The sequence below is a fragment of the Phyllobacterium sp. OV277 genome, from assembly GCF_900104355.1.
Taxonomy (GTDB): domain Bacteria; phylum Pseudomonadota; class Alphaproteobacteria; order Rhizobiales; family Rhizobiaceae; genus Phyllobacterium.
Genome location: NZ_FNIY01000010.1, coordinates 1 through 18,769, shown reverse-complemented (window position 1 = coordinate 18,769; position 18,769 = coordinate 1). Strand labels below are relative to the sequence as shown.

Annotated in this window: 16 protein-coding genes; 13 read left to right on the top strand and 3 right to left on the bottom strand. The window is 56.5% G+C overall.

Translation table 11 applies throughout. The features are described from left to right. The first annotated feature begins 72 nt into the window (after nt 1–72). The 7 genes from BLU05_RS22075 (at nt 73) to BLU05_RS22045 (ending at nt 9,484) form a co-directional block, all read left to right on the top strand. On the top strand, nt 73–1,371 hold the full coding sequence (locus BLU05_RS22075) for a CmpA/NrtA family ABC transporter substrate-binding protein (RefSeq protein ID WP_091884941.1): 1,299 nt from the start codon (nt 73–75) through the stop codon (nt 1,369–1,371). 85 nt (nt 1,372–1,456) lie between these two features. Beyond that, nucleotides 1,457–2,290: a nitrate ABC transporter permease gene (gene ntrB, locus BLU05_RS22070; RefSeq protein ID WP_091885244.1), complete on the top strand. Its 834-nt coding sequence runs from the start codon at nt 1,457–1,459 to the stop codon at nt 2,288–2,290. Nucleotides 2,291–2,300: 10 nt separating this feature from the next. Further along, nucleotides 2,301–3,098 (top strand): ABC transporter ATP-binding protein, encoded by a 798-nt coding sequence (locus BLU05_RS22065; protein ID WP_091884938.1) that lies wholly within the window; start codon nt 2,301–2,303, stop codon nt 3,096–3,098. A gap of 1 nt (nt 3,099) precedes the next feature. After that, complete coding sequence (nirB, locus tag BLU05_RS22060) at nt 3,100–5,565, top strand: nitrite reductase large subunit NirB (RefSeq protein ID WP_091884936.1); 2,466 nt, start codon at nt 3,100–3,102, stop codon at nt 5,563–5,565. Between the two features lie 4 nt (nt 5,566–5,569). After that, nucleotides 5,570–5,899: a nitrite reductase small subunit NirD gene (gene nirD, locus BLU05_RS22055; protein ID WP_091885241.1), complete on the top strand. Its 330-nt coding sequence runs from the start codon at nt 5,570–5,572 to the stop codon at nt 5,897–5,899. 5 nt (nt 5,900–5,904) lie between these two features. Then, complete coding sequence (locus BLU05_RS22050) at nt 5,905–8,574, top strand: nitrate reductase (protein WP_091884933.1); 2,670 nt, start codon at nt 5,905–5,907, stop codon at nt 8,572–8,574. Continuing rightward, a complete protein-coding gene (locus BLU05_RS22045; protein WP_091884930.1) occupies nt 8,546–9,484 on the top strand; it encodes an NAD(P)-dependent oxidoreductase in 939 nt (312 codons plus the stop codon). The genes BLU05_RS22050 and BLU05_RS22045 overlap by 29 nt, the downstream gene beginning before the upstream one ends. Here BLU05_RS22045 and BLU05_RS22040 read toward each other — a convergent pair. Then, nucleotides 9,481–10,209 (bottom strand): glutathione S-transferase, encoded by a 729-nt coding sequence (locus BLU05_RS22040; protein ID WP_091884928.1) that lies wholly within the window; start codon nt 10,207–10,209, stop codon nt 9,481–9,483. The two genes, BLU05_RS22045 and BLU05_RS22040, sit on opposite strands and share 4 nt — an antisense overlap. After that, on the bottom strand, nt 10,199–11,128 hold the full coding sequence (gene gcvA, locus BLU05_RS22035; RefSeq protein ID WP_091884925.1) for a transcriptional regulator GcvA: 930 nt from the start codon (nt 11,126–11,128) through the stop codon (nt 10,199–10,201). The genes BLU05_RS22040 and gcvA overlap by 11 nt, the downstream gene beginning before the upstream one ends. 154 nt (nt 11,129–11,282) lie before the next feature. On the opposite strand from gcvA, the gene BLU05_RS22030 reads away from it, so the two are divergent. The 6 genes from BLU05_RS22030 (at nt 11,283) to BLU05_RS22005 (ending at nt 16,907) form a co-directional block, all read left to right on the top strand. Then, on the top strand, nt 11,283–11,753 hold the full coding sequence (locus tag BLU05_RS22030) for a RidA family protein (RefSeq protein WP_091884923.1): 471 nt from the start codon (nt 11,283–11,285) through the stop codon (nt 11,751–11,753). A 5-nt stretch (nt 11,754–11,758) separates the two neighbouring features. Further along, nucleotides 11,759–12,949 (top strand): aminotransferase class V-fold PLP-dependent enzyme, encoded by a 1,191-nt coding sequence (locus tag BLU05_RS22025; RefSeq protein WP_091884920.1) that lies wholly within the window; start codon nt 11,759–11,761, stop codon nt 12,947–12,949. Between the two features lie 26 nt (nt 12,950–12,975). Beyond that, entirely contained in the window at nt 12,976–13,758 is a 783-nt protein-coding gene (locus BLU05_RS22020) for an SDR family oxidoreductase (protein ID WP_091884918.1), read from the top strand. A gap of 199 nt (nt 13,759–13,957) precedes the next feature. After that, entirely contained in the window at nt 13,958–14,515 is a 558-nt protein-coding gene (locus BLU05_RS22015) for a hypothetical protein (protein ID WP_091884916.1), read from the top strand. A 58-nt stretch (nt 14,516–14,573) separates the two neighbouring features. After that, nucleotides 14,574–15,044 carry an ABZJ_00895 family protein gene (locus BLU05_RS22010; RefSeq protein ID WP_139210505.1) on the top strand — a complete coding sequence of 157 codons (471 nt, stop codon included), beginning with the start codon at nt 14,574–14,576 and terminating at the stop codon, nt 15,042–15,044. 87 nt (nt 15,045–15,131) lie between these two features. Then, the gene (locus BLU05_RS22005; RefSeq protein WP_091884910.1) at nt 15,132–16,907 is read left to right on the top strand and encodes an adenylate/guanylate cyclase domain-containing protein; all 1,776 of its coding nucleotides are present in this window, start codon (nt 15,132–15,134) and stop codon (nt 16,905–16,907) included. Between the two features lie 19 nt (nt 16,908–16,926). Here BLU05_RS22005 and BLU05_RS22000 read toward each other — a convergent pair whose 3' ends face one another. Further along, nucleotides 16,927–18,423, bottom strand: coding sequence for an MDR family MFS transporter (locus BLU05_RS22000; protein WP_091884906.1), 1,497 nt, complete (start codon nt 18,421–18,423; stop codon nt 16,927–16,929). Nucleotides 18,424–18,769 lie beyond the last annotated feature (346 nt).

Here is an 18,769-nt window from a genome sequence, read left to right as displayed (position 1 = left end):
ATGCACTTCATCCAGCGGCGTTTTTTTATGGCTCAAGCTGCACGGAAAAGCAGCGCTGCAAAGGGGATTGTGATGAAAGTGACACTGTCGACAGGCATAGCAAGACGAACGCTTTTGCGGGCAGGCGGCACCATGGCGCTGTTTGCAGCGGCCAAGGCCGCGCTTCCCTCAGGTGCCTATGCGGCCAGCGCTGGGCCAGAGACAACCAAGGCGACGCTCGGCTTCATTGCGCTGACAGACGCTTCCCCGCTGATCGTGGCCAAGGAGAAGGGCTTTTTCGCCAAGCACGGTATGCCCGATGTCGAGGTGGTCAAGCAGGCCTCGTGGGGCACGACGCGCGATAATCTGGTGCTTGGTTCCGGAGGCAATGGCATTGACGGCGCGCATATCCTGACGCCGATGCCTTACCTGATCAGCACCGGCAAGGTCACCCAGAACAACCAGCCTCTGCCAATGGTCATCCTCGCGCGGCTTAATCTCGATGCGCAGGGTATTTCGGTTGGCTCGGCCTATGCAGGTTTGAAGGCCGGGGTGAACTCGGGTGTTCTGAAAGAAGCATTTGCCAAGAAGAAGGCGGAGGGCAATGCGGCCAAGGCTGCGATGACTTTCCCCGGCGGCACGCATGATCTGTGGATCCGCTATTGGCTCGCAGCCGGTGGCATCGACCCTGACAAGGACGTGGAAACCATCGTCGTTCCACCGCCCCAGATGGTCGCCAATATGAAGGTTGGCACCATGGATTGTTTCTGTGTTGGCGAGCCGTGGAACGCCCAGCTGGTCAATCAGGGCATTGGCTACACCGCTGCCAACACCGCTGAGATATGGGCCAAGCATCCTGAAAAGTCCTTCGCCATGCGCGCGGACTGGGTGGAGAAAAACCCCAATGCCACCAAGGCACTTTTGATGGCTGTCATGGAAGCCCAGCAATGGGCTGATGATATGGCCAACAAGGATGAGCTGGCGGCCATCGTTGGCAAGCGTGCGTGGTTCAACGTGCCGACAACCGATATCGCCGGGCGATTGAAGGGCGATTATGATTTCGGCGGGGGCCGCGTCGAGACTGCCAGTCCGCATCTGATGAAATTCTGGCGCGACCACACCTCCTATCCGTTCCAGAGCCACGAAAAGTGGTTCCTGACCGAGAATATCCGCTGGGGCAAATTTGCACCGGATACGGATATTACCGCGCTGGTCGGCAAGGTGAACCGCGAAGATATCTGGCGTGAAGCTGCCAAGGAACTCGGCGTTGCCGCCGCGGATATTCCCGCTTCGACATCACGCGGTCCGGAAACCTTCTTCGACGGCAAGGTGTTCGATCCAGACAGCCCGCAGACCTATCTCGCCAGCCTAGACATCAAACGTTTTGCTTGAGGAAACCGGCATGACAGCCAGCCCCGTCCCCATCCGTTCGAATGAAAAGCCCGTGTCCAATGAAAAGCCTGTGGCGGCCAGGATCATGACACTTTCGATCCCACCAAAACCGGGTTCCTCCCGTCGTTTTCCGCAATGGCTTTCCTCTCTGGCGGCGCATCTATTGCCACCTTTGATCACGCTGGTGTTTCTGCTGGTGCTGTGGGAAATCCTCTGCTCTTCGCCGACCTCAAGCGTTCCGCCACCCACCAGGGTCGTATCGGAAACATGGGAACTCATCGCTCATCCATTCTACGTCGGGCAGGGCGTTGATCAGGGGTTGTTCTGGCACATTCTTGCCAGTTTGAAGCGCGTGGCCCTCGGCTATTGCCTTGCCGCTGTTGCGGGCATTGCGCTTGGAACGCTTGTAGGCCAAAGCGAATGGGCGATGCGCGGGCTTGACCCTATCTTTCAGGTTCTGCGCACAGTGCCGCCGCTCGCATGGCTGCCCTTGTCATTGGCCGCATTCAAGGATGGCAACCCGTCCGCGATCTTCGTGATTTTCATCACCGCCATCTGGCCGATCATCATCAACACCGCCGTCGGTATCCGCAATATTCCGCAGGATTATCAGAATGTTGCGCGGGTGCTTCGGCTCAACCAGTTTGAATATTTCACCAAGATCATGATCCCGGCTGCGGCTCCCTATATTTTCACCGGCCTGCGCATCGGTATCGGCCTGTCATGGCTCGCCATTGTGGCGGCGGAAATGCTCATCGGCGGCGTCGGCATCGGGTTCTTCATCTGGGATGCATGGAACTCGTCGCGCATCAGCGACATCATTCTCGCCCTGATCTATGTCGGCATCGTCGGCTACCTGCTCGACCGCGCCATCGCCTTCATCGCCAAGACTGTCACCCGCAACACCGCCAGCGCTTGAGGAAGCTATTATGTCGAAACCCTATCTCTCTCTGGAACTGATCGACATGGTGTTCAGCCGTGGCGGTGCCAGCACGCAAGTTTTGAACCAAGTCTCACTTAATGTGGAAAAGGGCGAGTTCATCTCAATCATCGGTCACTCCGGCTGTGGAAAATCCACTTTGCTCAACATTGTTGCGGGGCTCACGAAGGCCACGCGCGGCGTGGTGTTTCTCGAAGGCAATGTTGTTGACACGCCCGGACCCGACCGCGCCGTGGTGTTCCAGAACCATTCGCTGCTGCCGTGGCTGACTGTTTATGAGAACGTCAAGCTCGCCGTCGACAAGGTCTTTTCATCGAGCAAAAGCCGGGCGGAGCGGCATGAATGGACCATGCGCAATCTCGAACTGGTGCAGATGGTGCATGCGAAGGATAAGCGTCCGTCTGAGGTTTCTGGCGGCATGAAACAGCGTGTGGGTATTGCCCGGGCGCTCGCCATGGAGCCAAAAGTGCTTCTGCTTGACGAGCCGTTCGGTGCCCTTGACGCCCTGACCCGCGCGCATCTGCAGGATCAGGTGATGCAGATCCATACGGAACTCGCCAATACGGTACTGATGATCACCCATGATGTGGATGAAGCGGTGCTGCTTTCCGACCGCATCGTCATGATGACCAACGGTCCATCAGCCAAGATAGGCGAAATCCTCGATGTGCCGCTGGTTCGTCCGCGCCGCCGTATCGAATTGGCCTCGGATGCCACTTACATCCGCTGCCGCTCCTCTGTGCTGAAGTTCCTCTATGAACGTCACCGCCTTGTGGAGGCCGCATAAGATGGAAGCAGCAACGAAAAAGCAGAAGCTCGTTGTCATCGGCAATGGCATGGCGCCGGGCAGGGCGCTTGAACATCTCTTCGAAATGGCGCCAGACGCCTATGACGTGACAATTTTCAACGCCGAGCCGCGCGTCAATTACGACCGGATCATGCTCTCGCCAGTGCTCTCGGGCGAAAAGGCATTTGAGGAAATCATCATCCATGGTGATGGCTGGTACATCAAGCATGGCATCACCCTCTATAAGGGGCACAAGATTGTCGGGATTGACCTCACAGCCAAGACCGTAACATCGGATGCTGGAACGACCGAGACCTATGACAAGCTGCTGATTGCGACGGGCTCCGTGCCGTTCGTCCTGCCGGTTCCCGGCAATAATCTTCCGGGTGTTTTGACCTATCGCGATCTTGATGATGTCAACGCCATGCTTCTTGCCGCCCAGTCGCGGGCGAGGGCGGTGGTGATTGGCGGCGGCCTGCTTGGCCTTGAAGCAGCAGCAGGTCTCAAATCGCGCGGCATGGATGTCACGGTCCTGCATATCATGCCGACACTGATGGAACGCCAGCTTGATCCGGCAGCAGGCTATCTGCTCGAACAGGCCGTGGAGCAGCGCGGCATCCGCGTCATGACCAAGGCCAGCACCAAGGAGATCATTGGCCAGACCAAAGTCGAGGGCGTTTTGCTCGCCGATGGCACGATACTATCAGCCGATCTGGTGGTCATGGCGGCGGGTATCCGGCCCAACGCGATGCTTGCCAAGGAGGTTGGCCTTGAAACCAATCGCGGCATCGTGGTCGACGGCGGCATGCGCACTTCTGATTCAGATGTGTTCTCCATAGGAGAGTGCGCCGAGGTTGGCGGTCAGTGCTACGGGCTCGTCGCTCCGCTCTATGAAATGGCGCGGGTGGTGTCGGCACAGCTGGCGGGAGATGCAGATGCAAAGTTCGTCCACAGCGAAACGCCGACCAAGCTGAAGGTCACAGGCATAAACCTGTTTTCCGTTGGTGATCTCGGTGAGGGTGACGATAGGCAGGAGATTGTGCTACGCGACGCGGCGGCGGGTGTCTACAAACGGCTTGTGCTCAAGGATGACCGCATCATCGGCACGGTGCTTTACGGCGAAACCTCCGATGGTGCGTGGTTTCATGACCTCACCAAGAAGCGCACTGATATTTCTGAAATGCGCGATACGCTTATCTTCGGCCAGTCCTATCAGGGAGGGTCCCCGCTGGACCCTATGGCGGCCGTTGCAGCCTTGCCAGATGATGCGGAAATCTGCGGTTGCAACGGCATATGCAAAGGCAAAATCACCGGTGCCATTTCTGGCAAAGGGCTGACTTCGCTCGATGATGTGCGGGCTCATACCAAGGCTTCGGCCTCCTGCGGAAGTTGCACCGGACTTGTCGAACAGCTTCTGTCGATCACACTTGGCGACTCCTATAATCCCTCTGCCGTTACCCCAATGTGCGGTTGCACGGACCTCGGCCATGATGATGTCAGGCGGCTGATCAAGGCGAAGAAGCTCAAATCCATTCCGGCTGTCATGCAGGAACTGGAGTGGAAAACCTCCTGTGGCTGTGCCAAGTGCCGCCCGGCCCTCAACTACTACCTCATTGCCGACTGGCCGGATGAATATGCCGATGACTACCAGTCCCGCTTCATCAACGAGCGTGTGCATGCCAATATCCAGAAAGACGGAACCTATTCTGTTGTGCCGCGCATGTGGGGCGGGGTGACCAACTCTAGGGAATTGCGGGCGATTGCCGATGTGGTCGACAAGTTTGAGATACCGGCGGTAAAGGTCACCGGCGGCCAGCGCATCGATATGCTTGGGATCAAAAAGGAGGACCTTCCCGCTGTCTGGGCCGATCTTGGAAAGGCCGGATTTATCTCGGGGCAGGCCTATGCCAAGGGTCTGCGCACGGTAAAGACCTGTGTCGGAACCGACTGGTGCCGGTTCGGGACGCAGGATTCGACGGGGCTCGGTATTCGCATTGAAAAGTTCATGTGGGGATCATGGACCCCGGCCAAGGTCAAGATGGCGGTCTCGGGCTGTCCGCGCAATTGTGCCGAAGCCACCTGCAAGGATGTCGGGATTATCTGTGTGGATTCCGGTTATGAAATCCATTTTGCCGGAGCTGCGGGTCTCGACATCAAGGGCACGGAGGTGCTGGGTATGGTCAGGACGGAAGACGAAGCACTGGAGCATGTCGTCGCGCTGACGCAGATGTACCGCGAACAGGGCCGCTATCTCGAGCGCATCTACAAATGGGCCAAACGGGTTGGTCTTGACGAAATCCGCCGCCAGATCATGCAGGACGATGCCAAACGCCGGGGCTATTTTGAGCGGTTTGTTTTCAGCCAAAAGTTTGCACAGGTCGACCCGTGGTCCGAGCGGGTTTCGGGCGTCGACAAGCACGAGTTCCAGCCCATGGCCAGTGTCAGTTATCAACAGGCAGCGGAGTGAAATGATGAACTGGGTTGAGATTGGAACCATCAACGACATTCCGCGCCGTGGTGCCCGCTGTGTGAACACACCCGATGGCAAGATCGCGGTTTTCCGGACCATGGAAGACCAGATTTTTGCCATTGATGACCACTGTCCGCACAAGGGCGGACCGCTCAGTCAGGGCATTGTGCACGGTGCTGCGGTGACGTGCCCGCTGCACAATTGGGTCATCTCGCTGGAGACGGGCAAAGCCCTTGGAGCTGATGAGGGCAGTGTGAAGACAATTGCTGTCAAGCGGGACGGCGACCGGATTCTGGCCTTGCTTGAACTTGCTGCCGTGGCTGCGGAATAAACCACATGGAGCATCAGGCGCTTTCTCCGGGTACAGTCCGCACCACCTGTCCCTATTGCGGCGTCGGCTGCGGCGTGCTTGCGACGCCCAAAGCCGATGGCACCGTTGCCATCGCTGGTGATCCGGATCATCCGGCCAATTTCGGGCGGCTTTGTTCTAAAGGCTCGGCGCTTGATGAAACGATTCATCTGGATGGCCGGTTGCTTGAACCGCACATTGATGGGAAAGCCGCCAGCTGGGACAGCGCACTTGATCTGGTGGCGGATCGCTTTGGTGCTGCTATCAGGGAACATGGCCCTGATAGTGTTGCCTTCTATGTCTCCGGCCAGCTTCTCACGGAGGATTATTACGTTGCCAACAAGCTGATGAAAGGTTTCATCGGCTCGGCCAATATTGATACCAACTCGCGGCTTTGCATGTCGTCATCGGTGGCCGGGCATATCAGGGCCTTTGGTTCGGATACGGTTCCGGGGACCTATGAGGATCTGGAACTGGCCGACCTCATCGTTCTGACTGGCTCAAACCTCGCCTGGTGCCATCCGGTACTTTATCAGCGCATTGCAGCGGCCAAGGTCGCGCGCCCGGAAATGCGCATTGTTCTTATCGATCCGCGTCGCACCATGACCGCGGATATCGCCGATATGCATCTGCAAATCCGTCCCGATGGCGACACGGCACTCTTTATTGGTCTGCTCAGGTTTCTGGCGGCACGGGGTGCTTTGGATCAAAACTATATTAACAGGCACACGACCGGGTTTGACGCGGCATTGGCGATTGCCAGTCCATACAATCTGGAAATTGTCTCCAGACAAACGGGAATAGCGCAAGACATTCTGTCAGCCTTTTACGAACTGTTCGCAAAAACCGAGCGTTGCGTGACCGTCTATAGCCAAGGCGTCAACCAGTCGGTATCCGGCACCGACAAGGTCAATGCCATCATCAATTGCCATCTGGCCACGGGCCGCATTGGCCGTCCGGGTATGGGACCATTTTCCGTAACGGGCCAACCCAATGCGATGGGCGGACGGGAAGTGGGTGGGCTTGCCAATATGCTGGCCAGCCACATGCAGATCGAGAATGCCGGACACCGGCAGTTGGTACAGAATTTCTGGGCTTCACCTGATATAGCAAAGAAGCCGGGCTTAAAGGCAGTTGATCTGTTCAAGGCTGTTGGTGATGGCCGGATCAAAGCCCTGTGGATCATGGCGACCAATCCTGTTGATTCCATGCCGGAAGCGGATGGTGTGGCGCAGGCACTGAAGGGCTGCCCGTTTGTTGTTGTCTCCGATATTAACGCGAACACCGATACAACAGCCTTTGCGCATGTTTTGCTTCCCGCCGCCGGGTGGGGCGAAAAGGACGGCACAGTTACTAATTCCGAGCGGCGGATCAGCAGGCAGCGACCGTTTTTATCTCTACCCGGTGAGGCAAAGCCGGATTGGTGGATCATCACGGAAGTGGCTAAGCGGATGGGGTTCGCCAATGGCTTTCCCTACCAGAACCCGGCGCAGATCTTTGCCGAGCATGCGGCTCTTTCGGGTACGGACAATAATGGCAGCCGTGACTTTGATATAGGCGCACAAGCGGCCATATCAGCGACGGAGTATGCTAGCCTTACAGCCTTTCAATGGCCGCAGGGTCGGGGGAGTGTAGCCTCTGATGGGCGCTTCTTTGCCGATGGCAGGTTCTATACCGGTGATGGCCGGGCGCGGTTCATTGCAGTTCATCCGGATGAAACGTTTCACCAGGATGGGCTTTTTACATTGAACAGCGGCCGTGTCCGCGATCACTGGCACACGATGACACGCACGGGAAAGAGCGCACGGCTTTCAGCCCATTTCGCCGAACCTTTTGCGGAAATCCATCCGCTTGATGCGGCGGAGAGGGGAATAGCCGATGCGCGCCTTGTCAAGCTACGCAATGATCATGGCGAAATTATCGTGCGGGCGCTGCTGACCGACCGGCAGGCGCGCGGCAACGTGTTTGTACCCATGCATTGGACCAACCAGTTCGCCAGCAGCGCGCGCGTCGATACATTGGTGACATCACGCACCGATCCGGTCTCGGGGCAGCCCGCACTGAAGATGGCAAGGGTTGACGTTCAGCCGCTTGCTGCCGGCTGGTATGGTTTCGCGGTCCTGCGCAACAAACCTCCGGCCGTTGCGGCAGATTATTGGGCGCTTGCCAAAACCAATAATGGCTACCGGCTGGAATTGGCTGGCCTTGAGGATTTGGACGACTGGTCCGCATTCGCCGAGGCGCTTTTCGGTGCTGGCGAAGGCATGCCGTTGTTGCGCTATCACGACGAGAAGAATGGTCAGCATCGTATGGCTGTTTTCACCGATGATGGGTTGATCGGTGCGCTCTATATAGCGCGCGAACCCGTCGCCGTTTCGCGCAGCTGGGCCAGCGAACAACTGTTACAAAGTTTCGCCTTAGCGCAAAACCGCTTCCAGCTTCTGGCAGGGCGGCCCGGCAGGGATATGCCCGACAAAGGCGCCATCGTCTGTTCGTGTTTTTCCGTCGGGCGGAATGAGATTGCCAGCGCTGCACGCAGTGGCTGCCACAGCGTCGCGGCAATCGGAGAGGCTTTGAAAGCGGGCACCAATTGCGGCTCCTGCCGCGCCGAGATCAGGGGGATTGTTGATGCAAATCTTGTCCAGGCCGCAGAATAGTCCGAGTCCCGGAAGCATTGGGGAACTGGCCGTCCTGCCAGTGTTTTTCAACCTTCAGGGCAAGCGCGGTGTTATCGTTGGTGGTACGGCTGCGGCTGCCTGGAAAGCCGAATTACTGGCCGCGGCAGGTGCCAATGTTCATGTCTACACCGGTGCAATGAGCGAAGAAATGTCGGCGCTAGTGGCGGCCGGAATCTGCATTCATCACCCGCGTGCTTGGTTGAAGACCGATTTGCGCGGCGCGGCAATAGCTGTTGCCGATGCGGCAACCGAGCAGGAAGCCCATCAGTTCCGTGACGCGGCGGTAAAATCGGGGGTGCCGTGCAATGTCATCGACCAGCCCGCATTCTGCCAGTTTCAATTCGGCTCCATCGTCAATCGCTCGCCCGTCGTGATTGGCATATCAACCGATGGCGCAGCACCGATTTTGGGGCAGGCGATCCGAAGGCGGATTGAAACGATCCTGCCCGTATCACTTGCCGCATGGGCGCAACTGGCAAAGCAGTTGCGCAGTCATATCGCCGATGTGCTCCAACCGGGTCGCCAGAGACGGCAGTTCTGGGAGCATTTCGTCAATCGCGCTTTTGATGCGGAGCCCGCACCTGACGAAGAGATCAGGCTTGCGGCAAGGGCAGGGGAGATCGCCGACGACAGCAGCGGGCGAACCGGAACGTTGACTGTCATTCCTGTTGCAAGCGACGACCCGGAGCTTTTAACACTACGGGCCATGCGTCAGCTGCAAATGGCTGATGTCATCTTTCACGATAAAAATGTGTCGCCAGCGGTCTTGCAACTCGCACGGCGTGAGGCCAAACGGATCGCCTTGGACCATGAAACGTTTCATGATGACAATAGAGCCAAACAGCTTTGTTCGGCGGGCAAACACGTCGTGGTTCTCAGTCGGCTCTAAGCCGCGTCCTGATCAAGCTCTGGATAGTGGCGGAAAATGCCATCTTCGTTGAATGGAATACGCCGAGGCGACGCGAGATAACGGGCAATACTGGGTCGCTGCTGAACCCGATCATGCAAGGCCACGAGTAAGGGGTAATCGCGATCAAGCGTTTGGGTTGCGCGCGGAAAAGCATATCGCAGTCCCTCGATCACCTGAAACAGCGAAAGATCGACATAGCTCAGTTTGTCACCGACGCTGTGCTTTTGATCTCCGCTGGACAGGACACGCTCAAAATAGCCGAGATATTTCGGGATGCGATGGTCAATGAAACTGGTGGCGCGTGCCTTTGCCGCTTCCTTTTGATCCTCATAGTAAAGCTCGGTTGCGATGGGGTGATGCGTATCGTGCACTTCGCAGACGAAATCCGTGATCGTCAGTTGCAGGCCATTGGTGACATAACGCAGTCCTTCATCTTCAGGTGCCAGCCCGAGTTTTGGCCCGAGATAAAAAAGAATATTGGCCACATGCGAGATAACCAGCTCCCCGTCCTTCAAAAACGGCGGCGCGAATGGCGTATGCAAACCACCAGAGCTTTTGAGCATTTTCATCATCGCTGCTGTGCCGCGCCCGCTACCGGTTTCGCGGGTGATGTCGATATAGTCAGCGCCAGCCTCTTCCAATGCCAGTCTGACATACTCGCCGCGTCCCTGTATTCCGTCCCAATAATAGAGTTCATAGGGCATTTCCGGGTTCTCCATTTCTCTCTACCGAAGCTGTTCTGGTTTCCTCGATCAACCAATCGATGAAGGCTTGTGTTGCTGGTCCGATTTTGCCGTCCTTGGGCGTCACCAGCCAATGGGCGGTTCTTGTAGAAGTAATTGTCTGGGGAAATGGTTGCACCAGACGCCCGGTCCGCAAGTGATCGTGGATCAGCAGCATGCGCCCAATGGCAATGCCCTGACCATCAAGTGCCGCCTGCAGGGTGATGTTGTAATCGGTCAATTGGATGGTGCGTGCCTGAGACAAATCCAGGCCCACCGCATCAGCCCACACCTGCCAGTCAACGGGCTTTTTTGCAAATAGCAGCGTGTGCTGTAACAAATCCTGCAGCACCGCAATTGCGGGACCAGTTTGAAGCAGTGCAGGACTGACAACCGGGCTGAGCTGCTCAGCCATCAGCAAGCGTGAATTGACCCCGGTCCAGTTGCCGTCGCCATAACGGATGGCAATATCAACCTCGCCGCCCGCTACATCAGCCGTGCGTAAGGTGGGGTCGAGTTCAAGGTCGATATTGGGATGTCGGGACTGAAATTTATGCAGCCGCGACACCAGCCAGTTTGCGGCAAATGAAGGCAGCAAGCTGATCCGAACCACGTTGCGATTGCTCTTGCTGCGCAGATCAGATGTGGCGGTGGCGATAAGACGAAAGGCATCGGTCGTGCGGGCAAGATAATCAGTGCCTTCCGGGGTCAGGGCAATGCTGCGCGCTTTGCGGACGAACAGCGGCAGGCCGAGAAACTCTTCCAGCTGGCGGATGTGATGGCTGACGGCGCTTTGCGTGATGAGCAGTTCCTCACCCGCCCTTCGAAAACTCATCAGCCGGGCGACAGCTTCAAAGGCCCGGAGTGTCTGCAATGGCGGCAAGGTTGTGGAAGAACGCATGGGGGTCTCGTGCTTTCGAGAACAAAATTGGGTTGGTCGTTACGATATCGAGATTTCAAGACATTAGCCAGATCGATCGGTAATCCCGGTGATTTGAATTGGACCCACCGGCGCGCACCGCAGATGATGCGTCTAAATTCAGCCGGAGATTATGATGTCAGTTACAATAGCAGAGAAACTAGCAAGCATTGGTCACGAATTGCCGGTCGCATCCACCCCAGTTGCAAATTATGTATCGGTTGTCCGTGCGGGCAATCTGCTCAGCATCTCGGGCCAGATCAGCCGGATTGATGATGAAAATGCCGTCCATGGTGTTGTCGGTGCGGCAGTTTCTCCAGAAGAAGGGCGCAGAGCAGCAGAAATCGCAGCGATCAACGTGCTGTCCCAGATCGCTGCGGCGACCGATGGTACGATTGCAGCCGCGCGCCGTATCGTCAGGCTCGGAGTTTTTATGGCTGCAACACCTGATTTTACACAGCATCCGCAAGTGGCCAATGGCGCGTCGGATTTGATGGTGGCCGTATTTGGCGATGCAGGCCGCCACAGCCGCGCGGCTGTCGGCGTCAGTTCCCTACCACGTGGTGTTACGGTTGAGATTGATGCACTTGTCGAGCTGGAGGGTTGATCGTAATGGAAGCACTCGACATTGAACAGCTGCGTTCGGAAACACCGGGTTGTGCTATCAGCACGCATTTCAACCATTCCGGCTCGTCGCTGCCATCGAACAGTACACTTGCGGCGGTAACAGAGCACTTGCAGCGTGAATCGCTCTATGGGCCGATGGAAGCCGCTGCCAACGCCGCAGGTCTGATCGACGAAGCGAGGGCGGACGCGGCTGGTCTCATCGGCGCAACGCCTCAGGAAATCGCCTTCTCCAGTAGCGGTTCGGCCGCATGGGGCCTGACCTTCGCCGCGTTACCGCCGCTGAAAGCAGGAGATCGCATTCTCGTCGGACGTCAGGAATGGGGCGGCAATCTTTCGACCATGCAGGCGGCCGCCAACAGAGCAGGTGCGCGGATCGAGATCATCCCGGCCAATGAAGATGGCAGTGTTGATGCTACGGCGCTTGCAGCCATGATCGATGAGCGCGTGCGGCTTGTCGCCTTGACGTGGCTTCCGGCCAATGGCGGGCTCATTAATGATGCAGCGGCAATTGGACGGGTGACCCGGGCTGCGGGCATCCCCTATTTCATCGATGCCGCGCAGACGCTCGGCCAGCTTCCGGTGGATGTGGCCACCATTGGCTGCGATATGCTCAAGGGCTCGGGTCGTAAATATCTGCGTGGCCCACGCGGTGCTGCCATTCTCTACGTGAGGAAGGATTTTCAGGATAGGCTGGAACCGGCCTATCTTGATGTGCTCTCCTCATCATGGGGCGAAGACGGGCCGAATGTGCGGATGGATGCCCAGCGTTTCGAGACGAGTGAAAAGCCGATTGCGCTGCTTCTCGGATTGGGCGCGGCATTGAAACAGGCGCGAAGCCTTGGCGTATCTGCGATCCGCGAGCGGATTGTCAGCCTTTCCGGGCAATTGCGCGATCAGCTCAGCGCCATTCCCGGCGTGACGGTTCAGGACCTTGGTACGGAAAAATCCGGCCTTGTGTCCTTCACTTTGGAAGGCATGGCACCACAGATTATTAGAAGCAAGCTTGCGGAAAAGCGGATTACAATTGCGGCAAATGGGATACCTTACACACCGCTTGATATGACCGCGCGTGGGCTAAACGAAATTGCGCGTGCGTCGGTCAGCTATCTGAATACAAGACAGGAAATAGACCGTCTTTGCGACAATGTTGCCGTGCTTGCACGGCAGGCCGCTTGACGGAACGAAGGACAGGTGAGGACAAAATGGATTTGGGAATCAGAGGCAAGCGGGCAATTATCTGTGCGAGCTCAAAGGGCCTCGGGCGCGGTGTTGCGGAAAAACTGGCAGAAGCAGGCGTTGACCTTACACTCAATGCACGCACGGAAGCGGTACTGCGCCAGACGGCGCAAGAGATTGCCGAGACCTATGGCGTCAAGGTTCAGATCGTTGCTGCTGATGTGACAACGGAAGAGGGCCGCAAGGAACTTCTGGCTGCTGAACCGCAGCCCGATATTCTCGTCAACAATGCCGGTGGTCCGCCAGCTGGCCTCTGGTCAGACTGGCATGAGGAAGAATGGCTGAAGGCAGTCAATGCCAATATGCTGACGCCAATCTATCTGATGAACGCCATCCTTCCCGGCATGATCGAGCGCAAATGGGGGCGCGTGGTCAATATCACCTCCGGTTCGGTGAAAGCGCCCATTGCGCAGCTTGGCCTGTCGAATGCGGCGCGCAGCGGTCTGACCGGTTTTGTTGCTGGAACCGCGCGGCAGGTCGCCCGTCATGGCGTGATCATCAACAATCTGTTGCCCGGTTCGCACGAAACCGACCGGATCAAGGGGTTTCTGGAAAAGACATCGGAAACCAAGGGCATTTCCGTTGAACAGGCCCGCGCCGAAGCGCATGCCGCCAATCCCACGGGCCGCTTTGGCACGAAGGAAGAGTTTGGCGCGGCTGCAGCTTTCCTGTGCAGCCAATATTCCGGCTTTATCGTTGGCCAGAACCTGCTGCTCGACGGCGGTGCTTTCAATTCAACTCTGGGCTGATGGCGCCCTGAGCGATAGCGAATATGGGATGGGCGCCGTTCGCGGCCATCCCAAGCTGGAACAGGTTTTCCCTGATTACTCAGGCATTCGACGAAATGATGCGATTGCGGCGATCTGATTGATACATCGGTATTGTGGTTTGACATAAATTCGGAACACAGCTGAAATAGATATCAGGCGCAGATTGAGGGGGGATTCTATGCCGGTTTTAACCTTTTTGCGGGCTTTGGGCTGTTCCGGTCTGATCATGATGGCCGCTTCAGGCGCATCGGCCGAAAACCTCAAGGAGTTTCATGCGCGTGATGGCTCCTATAGTTACAAATATCCGGGAAATTTCAGAATAAGCACCATGTTCGCTGATGGAACCGGCGATCCTATGGGTGTGACAGCATCGACGCCGGAAAATGGCGACGTTCTGATTGAGATGTATTCCATGAATATACGCGCCGTCAAAGATGTTACCGAACAGACGATGGAGGCCTATGCCGCGCAATATGTGTCTGATCTGACCGACAGAAAGACCCGTTTTGTTTCCAAGAAACCAACGCAAATGTTTGGCCGCCTTGCCGTTGACATGACCTTTGACGAGGCAATGGTTTTTGGTACTTCGAAAACAATGAGGACAAGGCGCATCATTGCAACGATTGCCGGAGGTAAGGACTATTTTCTGATATGTCTCTATCGGAACGACCGCACCCAATTCGCGCCCGCTTGCGAAACTGCCGCAAAAACAGCCCGCTTGACAAAGGGCGGTTAAATAAAGCCAATCCTGGCTCCTGATCCGATTATCTCGCTCCAAATGTGAGACACGCTAAATGAGTTCTTCTCCCGTTCAGACCAGTCTTGCCCCGATATTTGTTCGGTTCATATTCGCATTTGTATTATGCGTCATCTTCGTTCAGGTGATCACTACGGTACTGAAGTTCGACATACCCAGCTCTATGAGTATCATCACTCTGGTGGTTGCGCTTGCCCCGGCTTTTGATCTGTTCACAAGAACAACAGGCCGGGTGATGACATCAGGCGAAAAATTGCGGTTTTCACTCGGCGCGGCAATCATCACTATTGTTATAAACGTCGCAACATTGCTGCTTATGAGTTACATCGCGACCGGTTCCCTCAATCTTGACACTGTGACCAGTGGGGTTGGGCTGGGGAGGATTGATACTACTTTTGTGGCGATTATTCTGGCTGGTAGTCTCGTCCTTGCATTTATCATTACATATTTCACTGCGGGCTTTATGGGACGCGGCGCGCTGAAGCGTCTTGCCAAGGCGAAGGAATAGCCGCCCCGACGACTGAAAGCGGTTTCAAATGGACTTGAGCCCGATAGACTCGTAAAGTCAGGTGCAGAGCCATTCAAACGGGGAATAATGTTGGCCACCGACCGCGTTGCACGCAAACTCGTTGCTATTCTGGCAATCGATATGGTCAGCTATTCCAGTCATATGGAGACGGATGAGGCGGCCACAATTGCCCGGCTGCGCCTGCATCGCCAGCAATTGATTGATCCCGTTTTGCGCGAACACAGTGGCCGTATCGTCAAGACGACGGGGGACGGATTGCTGGTTGAATTTGGCAGTGTCGTTGATGCAGTCGAGAGCGCTGTTCTCATTCAGCGCGGGGTGGCGGAGGCGGAGGTGAGTGTTACAAAAGATCAGCGCATTCAATACCGGGCGGGCATCAACATAGGCGATATTGTCATTGATGGTGACGATATCTTTGGCGATGGCGTCAACATCGCCGCCCGAATGGAAGCTTTGGCCGAACCGGGCGGAATATCGATCACTGCCAATGTATTCGAGCAGGTCGCTGGCAAAGTGGCCTTTACCTTTGAAGACCTCGGCGAACGGCAGGTCAAGAATATCAAGAAGCGCATCCGCGTTTACCGGGTTGTGCTTGAGATCATGGCTGGTGTGAAGCGCGCCGCTTCCAGCACACCGGCGGTGGAGGATGTCGCCAAACCGGCCATCGCGGTGCTGCCGTTTCAGGATATGAGCGCGGATAAGGATCAGGAATATTTCGCCGACGGAATTGCCGAAGACATTATCACCGGTCTGGCACGCAATCAGGCCTTCTTTGTCATCGCCCGCAATTCTTCGTTCACATACAGGGGCGGGGCCGTTGACATAAAGCAGGTCGCCGGGGAACTTGGTGTGCGATATGTGCTGGAGGGCAGCGTCCGGCGCAGTGGCTCTCGTGTACGCATCACCGCGCAGCTGATTGATGCTGCAACCGGCAATCATATCTGGGCCGAGCAATTCGACCGGCAGATGGACGATGTCTTTGCGGTTCAGGACGATATCACGGCAAGTATCGTGGGTGTTGTTACACCGGAACTCATCGGCGCGGAAATGAAGCGGGCGCGGCGTAAAGATCCGGCAAATCTGAATGCCTGGGATTATATGATGCGGGCCAACTGGCACGCCTGGCGCTGGACAAAGGAAGACAGCGCCGCTGCCAAGGGTTTTGTGCTGAAGGCAATCGCCATTGATCCGAACCAGGCAAGGGCGCGGGTCGTCTACGCCATGTGCAAGATTGTCGATGTGCTTTATGCCTGGAGCCCCAACCCGCAGGCAGCCATGGCCGAAGCGCAGGACATGGCACGGTTGGCCGTCGAACTGGATGACCGGGATGCCGAGGCCCATACCATACTTGGTTCAGTAGCGCTCTTCATGCGCCGTTTCGACGATGCACGCCGCTGTCTGGAAACAGCCATCGATCTCAATCCCAATCTGGCTTTCGCGCGGATGTGGGGCGGCGGTTATTATGCGCTTGCCGGAGAAATTGAGAGCGCGCGGGAAACCCTGAAAATGGCCATTAGGCTGAGCCCGCGGGACCCGGCCAACTACTGGACCTTTGCGTTTTTCGGGATGGCAGAATTCGCCGACGGACATTATGACGCCGCGGCGGAGTGGGCGCGCAAAGCCCTTCACATGAATTATAATTTCCCGACCGGCCACCGGGTTCTTCTGGCGGCACTGGGAGAGATGGGGGATGCCAATGCGACCCGTGCTGCTTTGGATGGCCTGTTAAGCGTTGCTCCCGAAACCAGCATTACGACAACGCGCGTCGGTGTTCCCTGGAAAACGCCCGAACATCTTGAACGCTATCTCGATGCGTTGCGCAAAGCCGGATTGCCCGAGTAAACGGGCAATCCGTGTGCCGTCAGGACGTCATCGCTTCCTGCATTTCTGTCTGCGTTGGTGGTTTGCCTCCGGCTTCACGCGACACCGGGATGAGCCACGTCGTTATGCAGGTGAGCAATGCGACGATAAACACACCCCAAAAACTCCAGTGCAGAGCGGAGTGGAACACAAAGCGGATTGCAGGATCGGTCGACAGGCTTGAAAGGCCCGTCGGTTGATTGATTATCTGATGCAGCCGGTCAGCAAGATCACCACTGCCAAAGTGAGCGATGCCGATGTTCAATATGGCGCCAAGGGTGGTTGCCCCCAGCGTATTGCCGAGACTACGGGCAAAAATAATGGAAGCCGTAGCACTGCCGCGCATGGACCATTCGACACTCTCCTGCACGAGCACAACACTGGTCACGCTGACCAGACCCATGCCGAACCCCATAAGGAATGCGCCGAAGCCCGCATAAACAGGGCTGCTTTCCGGTGTCAGAAAGAGAAGAAAGGACGCGCCTATCGGGAACATGAAGCTGCCCGCGCGTAAGGTCGGGCGGATTCCAAATGCACGGAAAAGGCGGATGGACAGCATGACTGCCAGAGGCCAACCAACAATCAGCATGGTCAGTGTGAACCCGGCAACGAGAGGTGAGCGACCGAGCACGCCTTGCACATAAATTGGCAGAATGGTCGTCAGACCGATCAGCGCCATGCCGGCCAGAAGCGTTGCGACATTGCTGGTCGCAATAAGCCTGCGGCTCCAAAGCGCAATCGAAATGATCGGCTCCGGTGCCCGGCGTTCCTGCATGAAGAACAGGACGCCCGTGGCGATGAACAGGGCACCGAGGGATGCCAGTATCCACAGATCAGCATCTGTTTCGGTCAGGATGATCAGAAGCGAGACAATGGAAACCGTAAACAGGATCGTGCCCAGATAGTCGATACTGGCTTTGCGCGGTTCGATTTTCTCATGCAGGAAGAGGGTAAAGCCAATAATGGTAAACAGGCCGATAGGCAGGTTGATCCAGAAAATCCATGCCCAGGAAACATGATCGACAATCAGACCGCCAGCGAGCGGGCCGGTCACGGCAGAGATGGCCCAGACACTGGCAAGCACGCCTTGGACCTTGGCCCGTTCCTCAAGTTTATAGAGATCACCGACAATGGTCATTGTCACCGGCTGGATCGCTCCCGCGCCAAGACCCTGCAACAATCGGAATGCGATCAGTGATGTCATGGACCAGGCGAAACCTGCCAGCGCAGAGCCGATGAGGAAAATGACAATACCGCCGATCAGAATTGGTTTGCGGCCGAAAATATCCGACAGTTTGCCGTAGACGACAGTTGTCGTGGACTGCGCCAATAGGAACGCCGAGAAAACCCAGCTGTAATAGGTGAAGCCACCAAGCTGCCCGACAATCCTTGGCATGGCTGTGGCAACGATCGTGGCTTCGATGGCGACCATGAAAGTTGCCAGCACGATCGAGGCAATAATCAACGGACGCTTTGAACGTTCAACTGATTGGGACATTTTATCTGTTCTGGCTTTCCACTCGCTGGGACAGTTGTCGACGGGTCGATGAAGACCATCGGGCGAGCAATATAGTCTGTGGGATCAAAGTGTGGTGGCGGCAAGGGGCTACTGATAATTGCGGCTTGCGCAACGCAGTTCAACTCCTCGAACGTGCAGATGTCAATTGTTTGATGGTTACATCGCAGCGACTTACTGCCATCCGCTGACATCACACGCAGTTCCATAAGCTATCTTATGCGATCTTTGTGTGTAGCCGCAAAGTTAAAGTGTCCTGTTTCTGCAAAGTAGAAACGTCGCTGTGTCACCTTCTTGTTGAGTGCAACGAGATATGGGATGCGGATTT